Origin of the sequence: Arthrobacter dokdonellae, assembly GCF_003268655.1 — a bacterium.
Classification (GTDB): domain Bacteria; phylum Actinomycetota; class Actinomycetes; order Actinomycetales; family Micrococcaceae; genus Specibacter; species Specibacter dokdonellae.
Genome location: NZ_CP029642.1, coordinates 347,192 through 362,188 on the forward strand (window position 1 = coordinate 347,192; position 14,997 = coordinate 362,188).

Annotated in this window: 14 protein-coding genes; 10 read left to right on the forward strand and 4 right to left on the reverse strand. The window is 66.3% G+C overall.

Features of this window, described 5'->3' with window-relative positions; all coding sequences use genetic code 11:
* Positions 1-2: 2 nt before the first annotated feature.
* Positions 3-503 (reverse strand): DUF456 domain-containing protein, encoded by a 501-nt coding sequence (locus DMB86_RS01595; RefSeq protein ID WP_113716268.1) that lies wholly within the window; start codon positions 501-503, stop codon positions 3-5.
* 213 nt (positions 504-716) lie between these two features.
* On the opposite strand from DMB86_RS01595, the gene DMB86_RS01600 reads away from it, so the two are divergent.
* Positions 717-2,168 carry a DUF2079 domain-containing protein gene (locus DMB86_RS01600; protein WP_171814328.1) on the forward strand — a complete coding sequence of 484 codons (1,452 nt, stop codon included), beginning with the start codon at positions 717-719 and terminating at the stop codon, positions 2,166-2,168.
* Positions 2,169-2,278: 110 nt separating this feature from the next.
* Complete coding sequence (locus DMB86_RS01605; RefSeq protein WP_113716270.1) at positions 2,279-3,049, forward strand: sulfite exporter TauE/SafE family protein; 771 nt, start codon at positions 2,279-2,281, stop codon at positions 3,047-3,049.
* Between the two features lie 33 nt (positions 3,050-3,082).
* On the opposite strand, the gene DMB86_RS01610 is transcribed toward DMB86_RS01605, so the two are convergent.
* Both DMB86_RS01610 and DMB86_RS01615 read right to left on the reverse strand, forming a co-directional pair.
* On the reverse strand, positions 3,083-4,360 hold the full coding sequence (locus tag DMB86_RS01610) for an MFS transporter (RefSeq protein WP_113716271.1): 1,278 nt from the start codon (positions 4,358-4,360) through the stop codon (positions 3,083-3,085).
* Positions 4,361-4,447: 87 nt separating this feature from the next.
* Entirely contained in the window at positions 4,448-5,476 is a 1,029-nt protein-coding gene (locus DMB86_RS01615; protein WP_113716272.1) for a Gfo/Idh/MocA family protein, read from the reverse strand.
* A 117-nt stretch (positions 5,477-5,593) separates the two neighbouring features.
* Between DMB86_RS01615 and DMB86_RS01620 the strand changes: the two genes are divergently transcribed.
* The 6 genes from DMB86_RS01620 (at position 5,594) to DMB86_RS01645 (ending at position 10,228) form a co-directional block, all read left to right on the forward strand.
* Positions 5,594-5,959, forward strand: coding sequence for a helix-turn-helix domain-containing protein (locus tag DMB86_RS01620; protein WP_113716273.1), 366 nt, complete (start codon positions 5,594-5,596; stop codon positions 5,957-5,959).
* 139 nt (positions 5,960-6,098) lie between these two features.
* Positions 6,099-6,566, forward strand: a complete 468-nt coding sequence (gene bcp / locus DMB86_RS01625) for a thioredoxin-dependent thiol peroxidase (RefSeq protein ID WP_113716274.1) — start codon at positions 6,099-6,101, stop codon at positions 6,564-6,566.
* A 279-nt stretch (positions 6,567-6,845) separates the two neighbouring features.
* Positions 6,846-7,343, forward strand: coding sequence for a 2-oxo-4-hydroxy-4-carboxy-5-ureidoimidazoline decarboxylase (gene uraD / locus DMB86_RS01630; protein ID WP_113716275.1), 498 nt, complete (start codon positions 6,846-6,848; stop codon positions 7,341-7,343).
* Positions 7,340-7,681: a hydroxyisourate hydrolase gene (gene uraH / locus DMB86_RS01635; RefSeq protein ID WP_113716276.1), complete on the forward strand. Its 342-nt coding sequence runs from the start codon at positions 7,340-7,342 to the stop codon at positions 7,679-7,681. Before uraD ends, uraH begins: the two co-directional genes overlap by 4 nt.
* A 2-nt stretch (positions 7,682-7,683) precedes the next feature.
* Positions 7,684-8,595: a factor-independent urate hydroxylase gene (gene pucL / locus DMB86_RS01640; RefSeq protein ID WP_113716277.1), complete on the forward strand. Its 912-nt coding sequence runs from the start codon at positions 7,684-7,686 to the stop codon at positions 8,593-8,595.
* 130 nt (positions 8,596-8,725) lie between these two features.
* Positions 8,726-10,228, forward strand: coding sequence for a nucleobase:cation symporter-2 family protein (locus tag DMB86_RS01645; RefSeq protein WP_113716278.1), 1,503 nt, complete (start codon positions 8,726-8,728; stop codon positions 10,226-10,228).
* Between the two features lie 90 nt (positions 10,229-10,318).
* Here the strand turns inward: DMB86_RS01645 and DMB86_RS01650 are convergent, their stop codons facing one another.
* Entirely contained in the window at positions 10,319-11,104 is a 786-nt protein-coding gene (locus tag DMB86_RS01650) for an SDR family oxidoreductase (RefSeq protein WP_113716279.1), read from the reverse strand.
* Positions 11,105-11,502: 398 nt separating this feature from the next.
* On the opposite strand from DMB86_RS01650, the gene aceE reads away from it, so the two are divergent.
* Positions 11,503-14,244, forward strand: a complete 2,742-nt coding sequence (gene aceE / locus DMB86_RS01655; protein WP_113716280.1) for a pyruvate dehydrogenase (acetyl-transferring), homodimeric type — start codon at positions 11,503-11,505, stop codon at positions 14,242-14,244.
* A gap of 85 nt (positions 14,245-14,329) precedes the next feature.
* Positions 14,330-14,965, forward strand: a complete 636-nt coding sequence (gene nboR / locus DMB86_RS01660) for a nicotine blue oxidoreductase (protein WP_113719253.1) — start codon at positions 14,330-14,332, stop codon at positions 14,963-14,965.
* The last annotated feature ends 32 nt before the right edge of the window (positions 14,966-14,997 follow it).

Sequence of the window (14,997 nt, forward strand, 5' to 3'; positions counted from 1 at the left end):
GCTCAGCGGTTGAGGAAGTACACCAGGACACCGGCCGCCCAGATCCCCGCCGCGAGTGAGGCGAAGCCAAATTCGGCCAGCATGCCCAGGCCCGTGGCCTTCAGCGCGGCGATGGAGGAGGACACGGCCGGCTTCAGGCTCTTGTGCCGCGCCACCTCGGCGAGAAAGAGTCCGACGGCGAATCCAAGCAGCAGCCCCACCACGGGGATCACAAAGAATCCGGCCACGCCCAGCACCAGGCCGGCGACAACGGACCGGCCCGGAATGGCCCGCGCCTTCATCGCCCGGCCGGTGAGCACGGTGCTGGAGACCATTCCGGCGGCCAGCAGCGGCGCGCCCACGGCGAACACCACCCAGCCCTCGGGCTGGCCCAGCGCCAGGGCCCAGGCCAGCAGGCTCACGCCGATGAGCAGGCTGCCGGGCAGCACCGGGATGATCACGCCGGCGGCGCCCACCAGGATGGCGACGCCGCAGATGACCGTCCAGATGATTTGTGGGTCCATCCGGCCATCCTCCCACCTCGCGCCCCGCCCCCGTTGATGTTCGAGATCACCACCGCTCCACGCGTTGACGTTCGAGATCACCACCTCAACGCTCCTGCGAAGGCGTGGTGATCTCCAATGTCAACGGGGCGGGGCGTGGTGATCTCCAATGTCAACGGGGCGGACGACGGCGGCGCGTGCCCGGCGCCCGCGCGACGGCCTAGACTTTCAAGCGTGACTGCAACGAAGGACCGCGGCCCCTCACCGGGCGGAGCCTCCCCCGGCAAGGCGCCGCCGCGACGCCTGGGCCGGACCGCCGTGCGTCCCGGCCTGCACGGTGCTTCCGGCGGCCCCCGGGCCGTGGCCGGCCTGCTGGGGATCGGCGCGTTGGTGGTCTACATGCTGTATTCATGGCTGCAGTGGACAAGCTTCGCCATCCGGTCCTGGGACCTGGGCATCTTCACCCAGCTGGCCAAAGACTACGCACACTTCCAGGCGCCGATCGTCAGCATCAAGGGCCAGGGGTTCAACCTTCTCGGCGACCACTTCCACCCGATCCTGGTGCTGTTGGGTCCCGTGTACCGCCTTTTCCCCAGCGCCTTCACCCTGCTCGTGGCGCAAGACCTGCTGTTCGCGGCGTCGGTGGCCGTCATTGCCCACCTCGCCGTCAAACGCCTCGGAGGGATCCCGGGCGCCTGCCTCGGCATCGCCTACGCGCTGAGCTGGGGCCTGCAGTCGGCCGTGGACGCGCAGTTCCACGAGATTGCCTTTGCCGTCCCCTTCCTGGCGCTGTCGCTCTGTGCCCTGCTCGAGGAAAAGTGGCGGCAGGCCTGGATCTGGGCGGCGCTGCTGGTCTTCGTCAAGGAGGACCTGGGCCTGACTGTGCTCGTCCTGGGGCTGGCCATGGCGCACCGTTCGCGCAGGCCCGCCGGACTGTGGCTGGCGGCGTGGGGCGTGGCCTGGTTTGTGCTGGCCACACAGGTCTTCCTGCCCGCCCTGAACCACGGCTCGCCGTGGGCGTACCGCAGCCAACTGGACCTTGCCGGCTTCCTGGCGGATCCGGCGTCGTTGTTCCAAAAGGACAAGGTGGCCACCGTGCTGCTGCTGGCAGCCATCACCGCCGGCTTGGCCTTGTTTTCGCCGCTGGTCCTGCTCGTGCTGCCCACGCTGGCGTGGCGGTTCCTCGGCGACCTGCCCTACTACTGGGGGCAGGACTGGCAGTACAGCGCCGTGTTGATGCCGGTGGTGTTTTGCGCCGCCCTGGACGCGCTGTCCCGCCGCAAGGTGCTTGATTCGGCGAAGCTGCGGCTGCTTTCCGGGGTGGCCCTGGCCCTGGTGGCGGTGTCGCTCAGCGGCCATTTCGCGTTCGGCAGGCTCCTGCACCCCGCACGGGACTTTTCCACCGCGGGCAACGCCGCCGCCTACAGCGCGCTGGCAGCCGTCCCCAGCGGGGTGAGTGTGGAAACGGACATCAGCCTCATGAGCTACCTGGTGGACCGCGACGAGGTGTACTGGGTGGGGAACACGAACCCGGCGCCGGACTATGTCCTCATGGATGTTTCCGGCCGCGCCGGCACAGCCGACACGACGACGGCCACGGAGGCCGAGGCCCGGTTCCCCGGCATCCGCTACGTCACCGTCCACGCAGACGGCCACTTCCAGGTTGCCAGGCGGGTGGCGAAGTAACAGGGCAGGTTCGCCGCCGGCCGGACAGTAGACTTTGAAAGGCCCTGGCGCCGCTCCGGCGTGCGGGCTTTGAAGGCAACTTCCAGCGCGAATACCGGAACGGATGGCACATGCTTGAAGCGGGGGCAATATTTCTGGCGGGCCTTTGGGCCGGCATGATCAATGTTGTCGTCGGGTCCGGCACGCTCGTGACGTTCCCTGTGCTGCTGCTATTTGGCTTCCCGCCCCTGACGGCGAACATCTCCAACAACATCGGCCTCGTGGCCGGCGGGCTGTCCGGGACCTGGGGATACCGCAAGGAATTGGCGCCCAACAAGGACATGATCAAGCGGCTGCTGCCGGCATCGGCCGCCGGCGGGCTGGTGGGGGCGCTGCTCCTGCTCGTCCTTCCGGCGTCGGCCTTCAGCACGATTGTCCCGGTGCTGATCATCATCGGCCTCCTCATGGTGGCGTTCGGCCCCGCGTTGCAGCGCCTGTTGGCCAAGCGGCGCTACACGGGTCCCCGGCGCGGGCCCTCGCGCGGCGCCGTCGGCCTGGTTGCGGCCATCTTCGTGCTGGGCATGTACGGCGGATATTTTGGCGCAGCCCAGGGCATTTTGATTGTCGGGCTGATGAGCATCATGACCACGGTGGCGCTGCAGCAGATCAACGCCGTCAAGAACGTGCTCACCACGGCCGTCAACGGCATAGCGGCCGTGACGTTCATGCTGGTCGCCTGGCACTACATCGACTGGAGGGTCACGGCCCTCATCGCGGTGGGGTCCCTGCTCGGCGGGATGGTGGGCGCGAAGTTCGGCCGGAAACTGCCGCCCATGGCCCTGCGCGCCACCATCGTCGTGGTGGGCACGGCGGCGCTGGTCAAGATGGTGTTCTTCCCCTGAGCGGGCGGCCCGGACGTTTTCCGGCGTCGAACCTCAGTCCACGCCCTTGATCTTGACCACAAACACGGCCCCCAGCAGGCCGATCACGGCCGCCACCACGTACAGCGTGACGTAGCCGCCCAGTTCGGTGACCAGCGGCAGGGCGATGACGGGCACAATGACCTGCGGCAGGGAGTTCGCCACGTTGATCACGCCCAGGTCCTTGCCCCGGCTGGCGGCTGACGGCAGCACCTGCGTCAACAGCGCAAAGTCCACGGCCAGGTAGGCGCCGTAGCCGACCCCGAGGACCGCGGCACCCGCCAGGGCCCCGGTCCACGTGGGCGCGAAGGCCAGGATCAGCGCGGCCAGGGCGATGATGGCGGAGGAGGCAATCACAAAGGGCTTGCGTCTGCCCACCCGGTCCGTCCACCGCCCGCCAATGACCGCCGTGACCAGCGTCAGGACGGCGTAGATGCCGGTCAGGACCAGAACGCCGAATTCCGGGTTGGCGAAGCCCACGGCGTCGCGGAGGAAGAACAGCAGGTACAACGTCACCAGGTGGTTGCCCACGTTGACCAGGAATCGGGTGAGCCAGGCCCACGCAAAGTCCGGGTAGCGCCGGGGCGAGATCCAGAATCCGGCAAAGAATGCCGCCCAGGTGAACTGAGGGCGGTCGGCCGCGGCCAGGACGTGGTCGTTGGACAGAAACAGGTAAGGCACCATGCCTGCCACGAGCGCGATGGCGCACAGGATGTATCCCAGCGCAAAGTTCCCGGCGACGACGGCGCCCACGGCGGCGCCCAGCAGAATTCCCACCACCGTCCCCATGGACGCCAGCCCGCCGATCGTGCCGCGCTGGCGGACGGGCACCTGGTCGGGCACCGCGGCCGTGATGGCCGCCAGCGCGCCGTTGCAGCCCAGCTGCACCAGGCACCACAGCAGCACCATGGCGGCGACACCGGGGGCCACGGCCAAGCCGAGCAGGCCGATGGTGCCCAGCACGGCGCCAATGAACACCCACGGCACGCGCCGCCCAAAGCGCGAGACGGACCTGTCGCTGAACGTGCCGAACAAGGGGTTGGCCACGAGGGACACGGCGGCCCCGGCGCCGGTCACCAGGGCCAGGATGGCTTCCTTGTCCGGCTCGCTGAAGTGGATGGCCTGCTGGCCCAGCAGGACCTGTATCGGGCCGAAGAAGGCCGTGTTGATGCCCACGTTGACCAGCACCACCGACATGGTCCAGCGCATCCGGACCTTCTTGGTTGGTTCGGACAGCGCCAAACGCGAGTGCCCTGCCCCACCCTGCACACCGGCGTCGTCCATGGTCACCATCCCCCCATTTTTGCCCTGCATCCAGCCTGCCCCGGGAGGGGCAAATCCTAGGGCCAGCATACTTTGTCCGGCAGCCACGTCGGCCGCCTAGGACAGCTGCCTGCGTACCTCTTCAATGACACGCAGCGCCGCCACGGAGTCGGCCGGATCCACCGGAACCGGCGCGCCGTCCAGAAGGGCGCTGGCCAGGACCTCGTAAAAGCCCGTGAAGTTGCCGCGTTCGGTGGGCACCGGGTGCAGGGCGCCGTCGCGGCCCACCAGCCCCCAGTTTTCCTCCGGGTCCACGCCGTACGCGGGGTCGCCGGGCAGGATGCCGGCCGCCAGCTGGGCCTCCTGCTGGTCGGCCAGGTCCTTGGTGAAGGCCGCCTCGGACCCCAGGACTCGCAGCCGGGGCCCGCGCTGGGGCACGTTGAGGTTCATCCACAGGTGCGACACCACGCCGCCGGCATGTTCGAGCGCCACGAAGGCGTCGTCGTCGGCCTTCTCCCCCGGCCGGCGGGCGGCCGCCTCGCCGTATACACGCACGGGCGGGCCGAAAAGCTGCAGCGCCTGGTCAATCAGGTGCGTGCCGAGGTCGTACAGGATGCCGCCGCCGTCCGCCGCCGTGGCCTGCGCCTTCCACTCCTTCGTGATGTCCTGCTGCCACCGTTCCAGCCGCGATTCAAAGCGCCGCACCTGCCCGAGCGTGCCCTCGGCGAGGAGCTTCTTCAGCGTCAGGTACTCCCCATCCCACCGCCGGTTTTGATACGTGGTCAATACCAGGCCCTTTTCGCCGGCGAGGGCAATGAGCGCCTCCCCTTCGGCGCTTGTCACGGTGAAGGGCTTGTCAACCACGACGGCGCACCCGCCTTCCAGCGCCTCCCGCGCCAGTGCCATGTGGGTTGCGGGCGGGGTGGCCACGACCACCAGGTCCAGGCCTTCGCCCGCGTGGACCCATTCGTCCCGGCCCACCACCCTGGCCTGGGGGTGCGCGGCCCGCGCGGCGGCCTGCCGGCCGGGGTCGGAAGTGACGACGACGTCGAGGCTGAATTCCTCCAACGCTTCCAGGGAAGGGGCGTGGAAAACGCTGCCGGCCAGCCCGTATCCCAGCAGGGCAGTGCTGATCTTTTCTGTCATGGCCCAAACACTACCTGTGCGGCTGGGGACAGGGCGCGCGGCGCCTTGCGGCAGCGATGGCCAGGGCGTGGACGGCCGCACTGGGCAGCAGCGGATCACGCTGATAGCGTGGCTGGCATGAGTCAGGATGCGCCGAAAGTGACCGGGCTGGGCCCCGGCGAACGGGCCGCCTTGGCCAGGACACTCGCCGGGAGCCGCGACGTCACCGTCTTCGTGGATGGCACGGCGCACCGCCTGGCGCCCTCGGCCAGGGACGCCGTCGTCGATCTCCTGGAGCGGCTCTCCCGCGGCGAGGCGGTGACGGTGGCCAGCGTGGCGGAGCTCCTCACCACCTCGCAGGCGGCCGAGCTGGCCGGGATCTCCCACACGTTCCTGCGCAACATGACCGACCGCGGGGACATCCCCGTGCAGTACCGCGGCTCGCACCGGCGCATCCGCCGCGACGACATCCTGGCCTGGCTGGCGGCGCAGCCGTCCGGCTAGTCTCAGGGGCCGGGTCACGCGTCACAAACGTTGACGGGAACCGGCCACCACCTTAGAATCTTTTCATCTGACAGAATTCATATTTCATAATATGAAAATCACAGAGCCGTGACGTCCGAGAAACCAACCTGGGAGCACCATGCCTGCACAACTTGCCGCCGGAAACCCGGCACCGAACTTTTCCCTACCCAACGCCGCCGGAGGGCAGGTCTCACTGGCCGATTACGCCGGGCGCCGGGTGGTGGTCTATTTCTACCCGAAGGCCGCCACTCCCGGCTGCACCACCGAGGCCTGCGACTTTCGCGACAGCCTCTCAGCGCTCAACAGCGCCGGGGTTGACGTCGTGGGCATCTCCACCGATCCGCAGGAAGACCTTGCGAAGTTCACGGAGGAATTCGAGCTGAACTTCCCCCTGCTTTCCGACGTCAATCACGAGGCTGCAGAGGCGTGGGGCGCCTGGGGCGAGAAAAAAATCAACGGAACCACGCTGATTGGAACGCTTCGCTCGACCATTGTGGTCAACGCCGACGGCACCGTCCAGTCCGCCGAGTACAACGTTGCCGCAGACGGCCACGTTGCACGCCTGCGCCGTGAGCTGGGCCTCTAGGGTCCCCCAGGGCGAGCCGTGCCGGCGGGTTCCATCCTGCCCTGCACGTAGTGAAGGCCCGGGAGTGCGCCACGCACAAAAGTGGCGCACTCCCGGGCCTCAGCTGTTCCAGCGGACAGGCAAGGGACCGGCAACGAAACAAGAACTCGGCATTGACAACGTTCATGTGATGCTGTTCACTATTCATATGCTGAAATAACAGTTTCACGATACGAAAATATTCTTTCGTATAGCCAACGCCGTGAATGCCAGCATCGAGTCGCTAGGACAGCCCAAGCCATGTTGCTTGAACACTTCAACGAAGCCGCGCCGGACGAGGTTTTGGCCGCACTTCGCCCCTGCATTGACATCGAGCGTTGGGCTCGCGAGATCATCGCGGCCCGCCCGTTCTCCAGCGTTCGCGAGCTCATGGAGATGGCCGGAAACGCTGCCAGCCCCTTCACGGCTGACGAAGTAGCCTCTGCCATGGCCCACCATCCCCGGATCGGTGAGCGGGCTGCCGGAGCGGGAGCCGAAGCGGAGCTGTCCCGCCAGGAACAGTCAGCAGTGGATCCCGCCAACGAACAGATCGTGCGCGCCTTGGCTGAGGGAAACCGTGCCTACGAAGCCAAATTTGACCAGGTCTTCCTGATCCGGGCCGCAGGACGCAGCCCGCAGGAGATCATCAACACCCTTCACCAGCGCATGGACAACACCGCTGAGGAAGAAAACCTCATAGTAGCCGAGCAGCTTCGCGAAATTGCACTGCTGCGACTCGAAGGAGTGATGAGCGCGTGAGCGTCTCCCATATAACCACCCACATTCTGGATACCGCGGCAGGGAAACCCGCAGCAGGTGTCGCCGTCGAGCTTTACGCCCGCGACGGCGGGGCATGGGTCCAGATTGCGTCGGGCACCACTGATGCTGACGGGCGGGTGAAAGACCTTGGCCCCGAGCGGCTGCAAAGCGGCAACTACCAGCTGCAGTTCGACACGGGAGCCTACTTCGCCGGCATCAATACGGACACCTTCTTTCCGGAGGTAACCCTGACCTTTGCGGTCGAGGAGAGCCAGGGGCACTACCACGTGCCGCTGCTGCTGAGTCCATTCGCCTATTCGACATACCGAGGAAGTTAATCATGACTGAGAACAACATCATCCTGGGCGCCAACCAGTACGGCAAGGCCGAGGTCCGCCTGGTCAAGATCACCCGCGACACCGACCGCCACGAGGTCGAAGACCTCAACGTCACCTCCCAGCTGCGCGGCGACTTCCAGGCCGCCCACCTCGAGGGCGACAACGGCCACGTGGTCCCCACCGACACCCAGAAGAACACCGTCTACGGCTTTGCCCGTGACGGCGTCGGCTCCCCCGAAGCCTTCCTGGTCCGCCTCGGCGACCACTTCACCAGCGAGTTTGACTGGGTCACCGGCGGCCGCTGGGCGGCCGAGCAGTACGCCTGGAACCGCATCCAGGCCGGCGGCCAGGGCCACGACCACTCCTTCGTCAAGAGCAACCAGGAGATCCGCACGGCCGTCGTCGTCAAGGATGGCGCGGACACGCACATCCTCGGTGGCCTGAGCAACCTCACCGTTCTCAAGTCCACCCAGTCCGGCTTCGAGGGCTTCCCGCGGGACAAGTACACCACCCTGCAGGAAACCAACGAGAGGATCATGAGCACGGATGTTGCAGCCCGCTGGCGCTTCAACCCGGCCAAGGTCAGCGGAGACTTTGACTTCAACGCCTCCTACGAGAGCGTGAAGGCGCTGTTGCTGGAGGGCTTCAGCGAGAACTTCTCCCACGCCCTGCAGACCACGATGTTCGAAATGGGCACGAAGGTCCTTCAGGCCCACCCGGAGATTGACGAGATCAAGTTCTCCATGCCGAACAAGCACCACTTCCTCGTTGACCTCTCGCCATTCGGCCAAGACAACCCCAACGAGGTCTTCTTCGCCGCAGACCGTCCCTACGGCCTGATCGAGGGAACCGTCCTGCGTGAAAACGCATCGGATGCCGGCAACGCCTGGGACGGCGTCGCAGGCTTCTGCTAAAACCAGCAGTTCGAACCACCAGTAGCACGCGGTGGGCGGGGGTGAACCACATACGTCCCCGCCCACTGAATAGTCGCACCCAACCTGGGCGCAGCACTTTAGTAGAGGTAAGCAGACAAGGAGGTCCGCTATGACCAGAAAATCGAAATCGGCCAGCCGCACGGCACCGTTGCGGCCGGAAGATGAAAAGCTCGGTATCGGGGCAAGTTTTGCCTACGGGTTCCAGCATGTTTTGACCATGTATGGGGGAATCGTTGCCGTACCCCTGATCATCGGCCAGGCCGCCGGCCTGGACTCCGCGAACATCGGCCTGCTCATCGCGGCCTGCCTTTTCATGGGCGGCCTGGCAACCATCCTCCAGACGGTGGGCGTGCCGTTCTTCGGCTCCCAGCTCCCGCTGGTCCAGGGCGTCTCCTTCGCCGGTGTGGCAACCATGCTGGCAATCGTCAGCACCAAGGGCAGCGACGGTCAGCCCCTGGGGATCCAAGCCGTCTTTGGTGCGGTCATCGTGGCTTCCCTTGTCGGCCTGGCGATTACGCCCATCTTTTCCAAGATCATCCGTTTCTTCCCTCCGGTTGTCACCGGAACCGTCATCACCACCATCGGACTGTCGCTGTTGCCGGTGGCGGCCAACTGGGCCATGGGCGGCAACAGCAAGGCCCCCAATTACGGCAGCATGGGCAACATTGGTCTGGCCGCTCTGACCCTCGTCATCGTACTGCTCCTGAGCAAGCTGGGCAGCGCCACCATCTCACGCCTGTCCATCTTGCTGGCCATGATCATCGGCACGATTGTGGCAGCGGCCTTCGGGGTGGCTGACTTCTCCCAGGTCGGCAATGGTCCCATCGCCGCGTTCCCCACTCCGTTCCACCTCGGCCTGCCCACCTTCCACGTGGCCGCGATCGTCTCGATGATCATCGTTATCCTGGTGACCCTGGTCGAAACGTCGGCGGACATCCTGGCCGTGGGCGACATCGTGGACACCAAGATTGATTCCCGCCGCCTTGGCGACGGACTGCGTGCCGACATGATCTCCAGCGCCGTGGCGCCCGTCTTTGGCTCCTTCACGCAAAGCGCCTTCGCCCAGAACGTGGGACTCGTGGCCGTCACGGGCATCAAGAGCCGCTTCGTGGTGGGTGCCGGCGGCGTCATCCTGGTACTCCTCGGCATCCTGCCCATCATGGGCCGCGTCGTGGCTGCCGTCCCTACCCCCGTCCTCGGTGGTGCCGGCATTGTCCTGTTCGGCACGGTGGCCGCCAGCGGCATCCGCACGCTGTCCACGGTCAGCTACAAAAACAATATGAACCTGATCATCGTCGCCACGTCACTGGCCTTCGGCGTCATCCCGATTGCCGCCCCGACGTTCTACGACCAGTTCCCCGCCTGGTTCCGGACCATCTTCGAATCCGGCATCAGCTCCGCCGCGGTCGTTGCGATTCTGCTGAATCTGCTCTTCAACCACTTCAAGTTTGGCAACCCTGACAACCCGTCCGTGTTTGCCGCGGGAACCGACAGGCTCATCCCGGCCGAGGTGGTGGACTGCCTGGAGCATGGCGACCACTGGGAAGACGGCAAACTCCTTGACGCGGAAGGCAAGGAAGTCCCCATCCGCCCGGTCGAGGCCGACCACTAAGAAGCCAAGCACCAAGCGGTTCCTTCGGCAACGCCGTCGGCCCCCATTCCAAGACATGGATTGGGGGCCGACGGCGTTTGGAGCGGCGGTTCAGCCCCTGCCGATGTACGGCATTCCCGAGGCCGTGATTACCAGGGAGCCAATGGTGGCCGAGGCCGGCAGCTGCGCCATCATCAACACGGCCCGGGCTGCGTCGGCCACCGGAAAGGTAGGCTCCACCCGCCGACTGCCGTCGGCCTGCAGGGCGCCCGTGGCCACGTCAAGGGTGGCCATGATCCCTGTGGAGGTGTTGCCGATGTCGATCTGGCCGCAGCTAATGCCGAAGGCCCGCCCATCCAGCTCAATGGACTTGGTCAGGCCGGTCATGGCGTGCTTGCTCACGGTGTACGCCACGGATCGTGGACGCGGAGAGTGGGCGGAAATGGAGCCGTTGTTGATGATCCGCCCGCCCTGGGGTTTCTGGCGCTGCATGGTGCGCACGGCCCCGGCAGCGCACAGCATGGACCCGGTGAGGTTCACGGCCAGCGTGGCATTCCAGTCTGCCAGGGAGATCTCCTCAACCGACTGCGAGGGCCCGAAGGTGCCGGCGTTGTTGAAGAGCACGTCCACGCGGCCAAACCGTTCCACGGCCTGGGCGAAAAGAGCTGCCACCTGCGCCTCGTCGCACACGTCGGTGGGCACCACGAGCGCTTGCGCGTGGCCTTCTGCGGTTGCCAACAGCTCGTTTTCCCTCCGGCCCGCCAAAACCACGTTGAAGCCGGCGACAAGGGCCTGTCGGGCCACGGCACGGCCGATCCCGGACCCGGCGCCCGTCACGACGAGCACCTTGGCGCCGGTGTCTTCCTGCGGCTGCTGCGGCGCGGGCTGTTCATTCATGTCTGCTCCTTCTTGGGCGGGTACTTGGCACCCTGGGTCATTGGGAACTGGGTCATGGCGGCTTGGGTTCCATCCCATCACAGGCGCGCCCGGACGGGCAGCTTTGGGCGTGCACGCGGCGGCCGGCGCTTGGCTCAGCCCCGTAGTGTGGCGCTGCCCGAATTTCGTCTTATCCGTCCCAGCCATCCACCATGCGGGACATGTGTTGCATCACGCCGCCACACCCAGTAATCTCAACATACAAGATTTATCTTTCACACAGTGAAAAAAATTGTTCGATGTCACGCAAAGGACTTCCCCAGCCCATAGTCTTCGTTCGACGAAGAACGCACGACGGGCGGAAACAGGCCACCTCACCATCGCCGGGGTGTGCGAATGCGATCTGAAAAGAGAAATCAATGCTTCAGCCAAAAGAAAATTTTCATATCCTCAGCGGGTTGACGGATGCGTTGCCTGATCGTGATCCGGAGGAGACGGCCGAGTGGTTGGAGTCGTTGGATGCGTTGATTGGTGAGCGTGGCACGGAGCGGGCGCAGTTCATCATGCGCAGCCTGCTCCAGCGTGCCGGGGCTCAGAGTGTTGGCGTGCCGATGGTGACGACGACGGATTATGTGAACACGATTCCTGCGGACCAGGAGCCGGAGTTTCCGGGCAACGAGGAGATCGAGCGGAAGTATCGTGCGTGGTTGCGGTGGAACGCGGCGGTGATGGTCCATCGTTCCCAGCGTCCGGACATCGGGGTCGGCGGGCACATTTCCACGTATGCGGGCGCGGCGACCCTGTACGAGGTCGGGTTCAATCATTTCTTTCGGGGCAAGGACCATGCCGGGGGCGGGGACCAGGTCTTTTTCCAGGGACACGCGTCCCCGGGGATGTACGCGCGCGCGTTCCTGGAGGGGCGCCTGTCCGAGGAGGACCTGGACGGGTTCAGGCAGGAAAAGTCCAAGGCCGGCCATGCCCTGTCCTCGTACCCGCATCCGCGGCTGATGCCGGACTTTTGGGAGTTCCCGACGGTGTCGATGGGCATCGGGCCGATGAACGCGATCTACCAGGCCCAGTCCAACCGGTACCTGCACAACCGGGGCATCAAGGACACCTCCGACCAGCACGTGTGGGCGTTTTTGGGCGACGGGGAAATGGACGAGCCCGAGTCCCGGGGCCTGCTCCAGCTCGCGGCGAACGACAAGCTGGACAACCTCACGTTCGTGGTGAACTGCAACCTCCAGCGCCTGGACGGGCCGGTGCGCGGCAACGGCAAGATCGTCCAGGAACTGGAGGCGTTCTTCCGCGGCGCGGGCTGGAACGTCATCAAGGTCCTGTGGGGCCGGGAGTGGGATGACCTGCTGGCCCGCGACACGGACCATTCCCTGGTGAAGGTCATGAACGAGACCCTGGACGGGGACTACCAGACGTACAAGGCCGAGTCCGGCGGGTTCGTCCGCGAGCACTTCTTCGGCCAGACCCCGCAAACGAAGGAACTCGCCGCGCACCTGTCCGACGACGAGGTGTGGAACCTCAAGCGTGGCGGGCACGACTACCACAAGGTCTACGCCGCGTACCAGGCCGCGGTGGAGTTCCGGGGCAAGCCGACCGTGATCCTGGCCCACACCGTGAAGGGCTACGGGCTCGGCACGCACTTCGAGGCCCGCAACTCCACGCACCAGATGAAAAAGCTGACCCTGCAGGACCTGAAGGACTTCCGCACCCACCTGCGCCTGCCCATCAGCGACGAGGTCCTGGAAGCGGACCCGTACCGTCCCCCGTACTACCACCCCGGCCCGGACGCCCCGGAAATCAAGTACCTCATGGAACGCCGCCACGCCCTGGGCGGGTTCCTGCCCGAACGCCGCCACGCCCACACCGAGCTGGCGCTGCCCGGGGAGAAGACCTACGAGGTCGCCAACCGCGGCTCGGGCAAGCAGCACGCCGCCACGACCATGGCGTTCGTGCGGCTCCTGAAGGACCTGATGCGCGACAAGGGCATCGGTTCACGGATCGTGCCGATCATCCCGGACGAGGCCCGCACCTTCGGCATTGACGCGTTCTTCCCGACCGCGAAGATCTACAACCCCAACGGGCAGAACTACCTCTCCGTGGACCGGGACCTGGTCCTGGCCTACAAGGAATCCGTGTCCGGGCAGATCGTGCACGCGGGCATCAACGAGGCCGGTTCCGTCGCGGCGTTCACCGCCGCCGGGACCGCGTACGCCACGCACGGGGAACCGTTGATCCCGATCTACGTCTTCTACTCCATGTTCGGCTTCCAACGCACCGGGGACCAGTTCTGGGCCGCCGGGGACCAGATGACCCGCGGCTTCATCATCGGCGCGACCGCCGGACGGACCACCCTGACCGGGGAAGGCCTCCAGCACGCCGACGGCCACTCCCCCCTCCTGGCCTCCACCAACACCGCCGTGATCACCTACGACCCCGCCTACGGCTACGAGATCGGGGCCATCATCAAGGCCGGGCTGGAACGCATGTACGGGCCCGACTCCACCGATCCCAACGTCATGTACTACCTCACCGTCTACAACGAACCGATCCTCCAGCCCAAGGCCCCGGCCGCCATGGACGTCGAGGGCATCACCCGCGGCATCTACCTGCTCAAAAAAACCGACCACGACGGGCCCCGCACGCAGCTGCTCGCCTCCGGCGTCGCCGTGCCCTGGGCCCTGGAAGCCGCGGACATCCTCGCCGCCGAGTGGGGCGTCGCCGCGGACGTGTGGTCCGTGACGTCCTGGACCGAACTGCGCCGCGACGGGCTCGCCGCCGAGGAACACGCGTTCCTCCACCCCGGCGAACCCGCCCGCACCCCGTACATCACCGAAAAGATGGCCGGCGCGCAAGGACCCGTCGTCGCCGTCACGGACTACATGAAGGCCGTCCCGGACCAGGTCCGCCAGTTCCTGCCCAACGACTTCGCGACCCTGGGCGCCGACGGCTTCGGCTTCTCCGACACCCGCGCCGCCGCCCGAAGGTTCTTCAAGATCGACTCCCACAGCATCGTCGTCCGCGCCCTGCAAATGCTCGCCAAAACCGGGCAGATCGACCCCGACGCGCCCCGCCAGGCCGCCGAGAAATACGACCTGCACAACATCAACGCCGGCACCACCGGCAACGCCGGCGGCGACAGCTAACACCCACCGGCGCGCCCACGCCCAAAGGTCGGGCCCGCCGGAACCCAAGTTCCGACGGGGAGTGGGTGGAGATACATTGGATGCCATGGCGAACACGACGGCGGTCCTGCTGGCGGCTGGGGCCGGAACCCGGCTGGGGCACGGACCCAAAGCACTGCTGCCGTTCCGCGGCGGCACCCTCGTGGAGCATGCAGCCGCCGTCCTGCGGGACGGCGGCTGCAGCGATGTCGTCGTCGTCGTAGGTGCGGGAGCAGCTGAGGTCGCGGCCCTGCAGCAGCCAGGATCAGCGCTGGCCGGCTGCCGGCTCGTACGCAATGACGATTGGGCGTCAGGCATGGGCGGATCGTTCCACCTGGGCGTTGAATCGATGCGGGCCGGGCACAACGTGCTGGTGGCCCTGGTGGACCAGCCCGGGGTGTCCCCGGCTCTCGTGGCCAGATTGAATGCCGCCCACCGCCCGGGCCGCATCACGGCCGCCGGCTACCATGGCGCGACCGGCGGCCTGCACCGGGGCCACCCCATCATCTTCGACCCGCTCCTGGCCGTCCAGGCGGCGGCCATCTCAAACGGCGACGTCGGAGCCAGGGATTTCCTGCGCTCACACCCCGAGCTGATCGACCTGGTGGACTGCATTGACCTCTTCGACGGCGCCGACCTGGACACCGAGTCTGATCTGCACCTGCTCGGTGGTCCCGCAGCTTCAGGGGCAACCGGGGGATAGCCACACCGCCGCGCAACTGCAGGAGCGTCCAG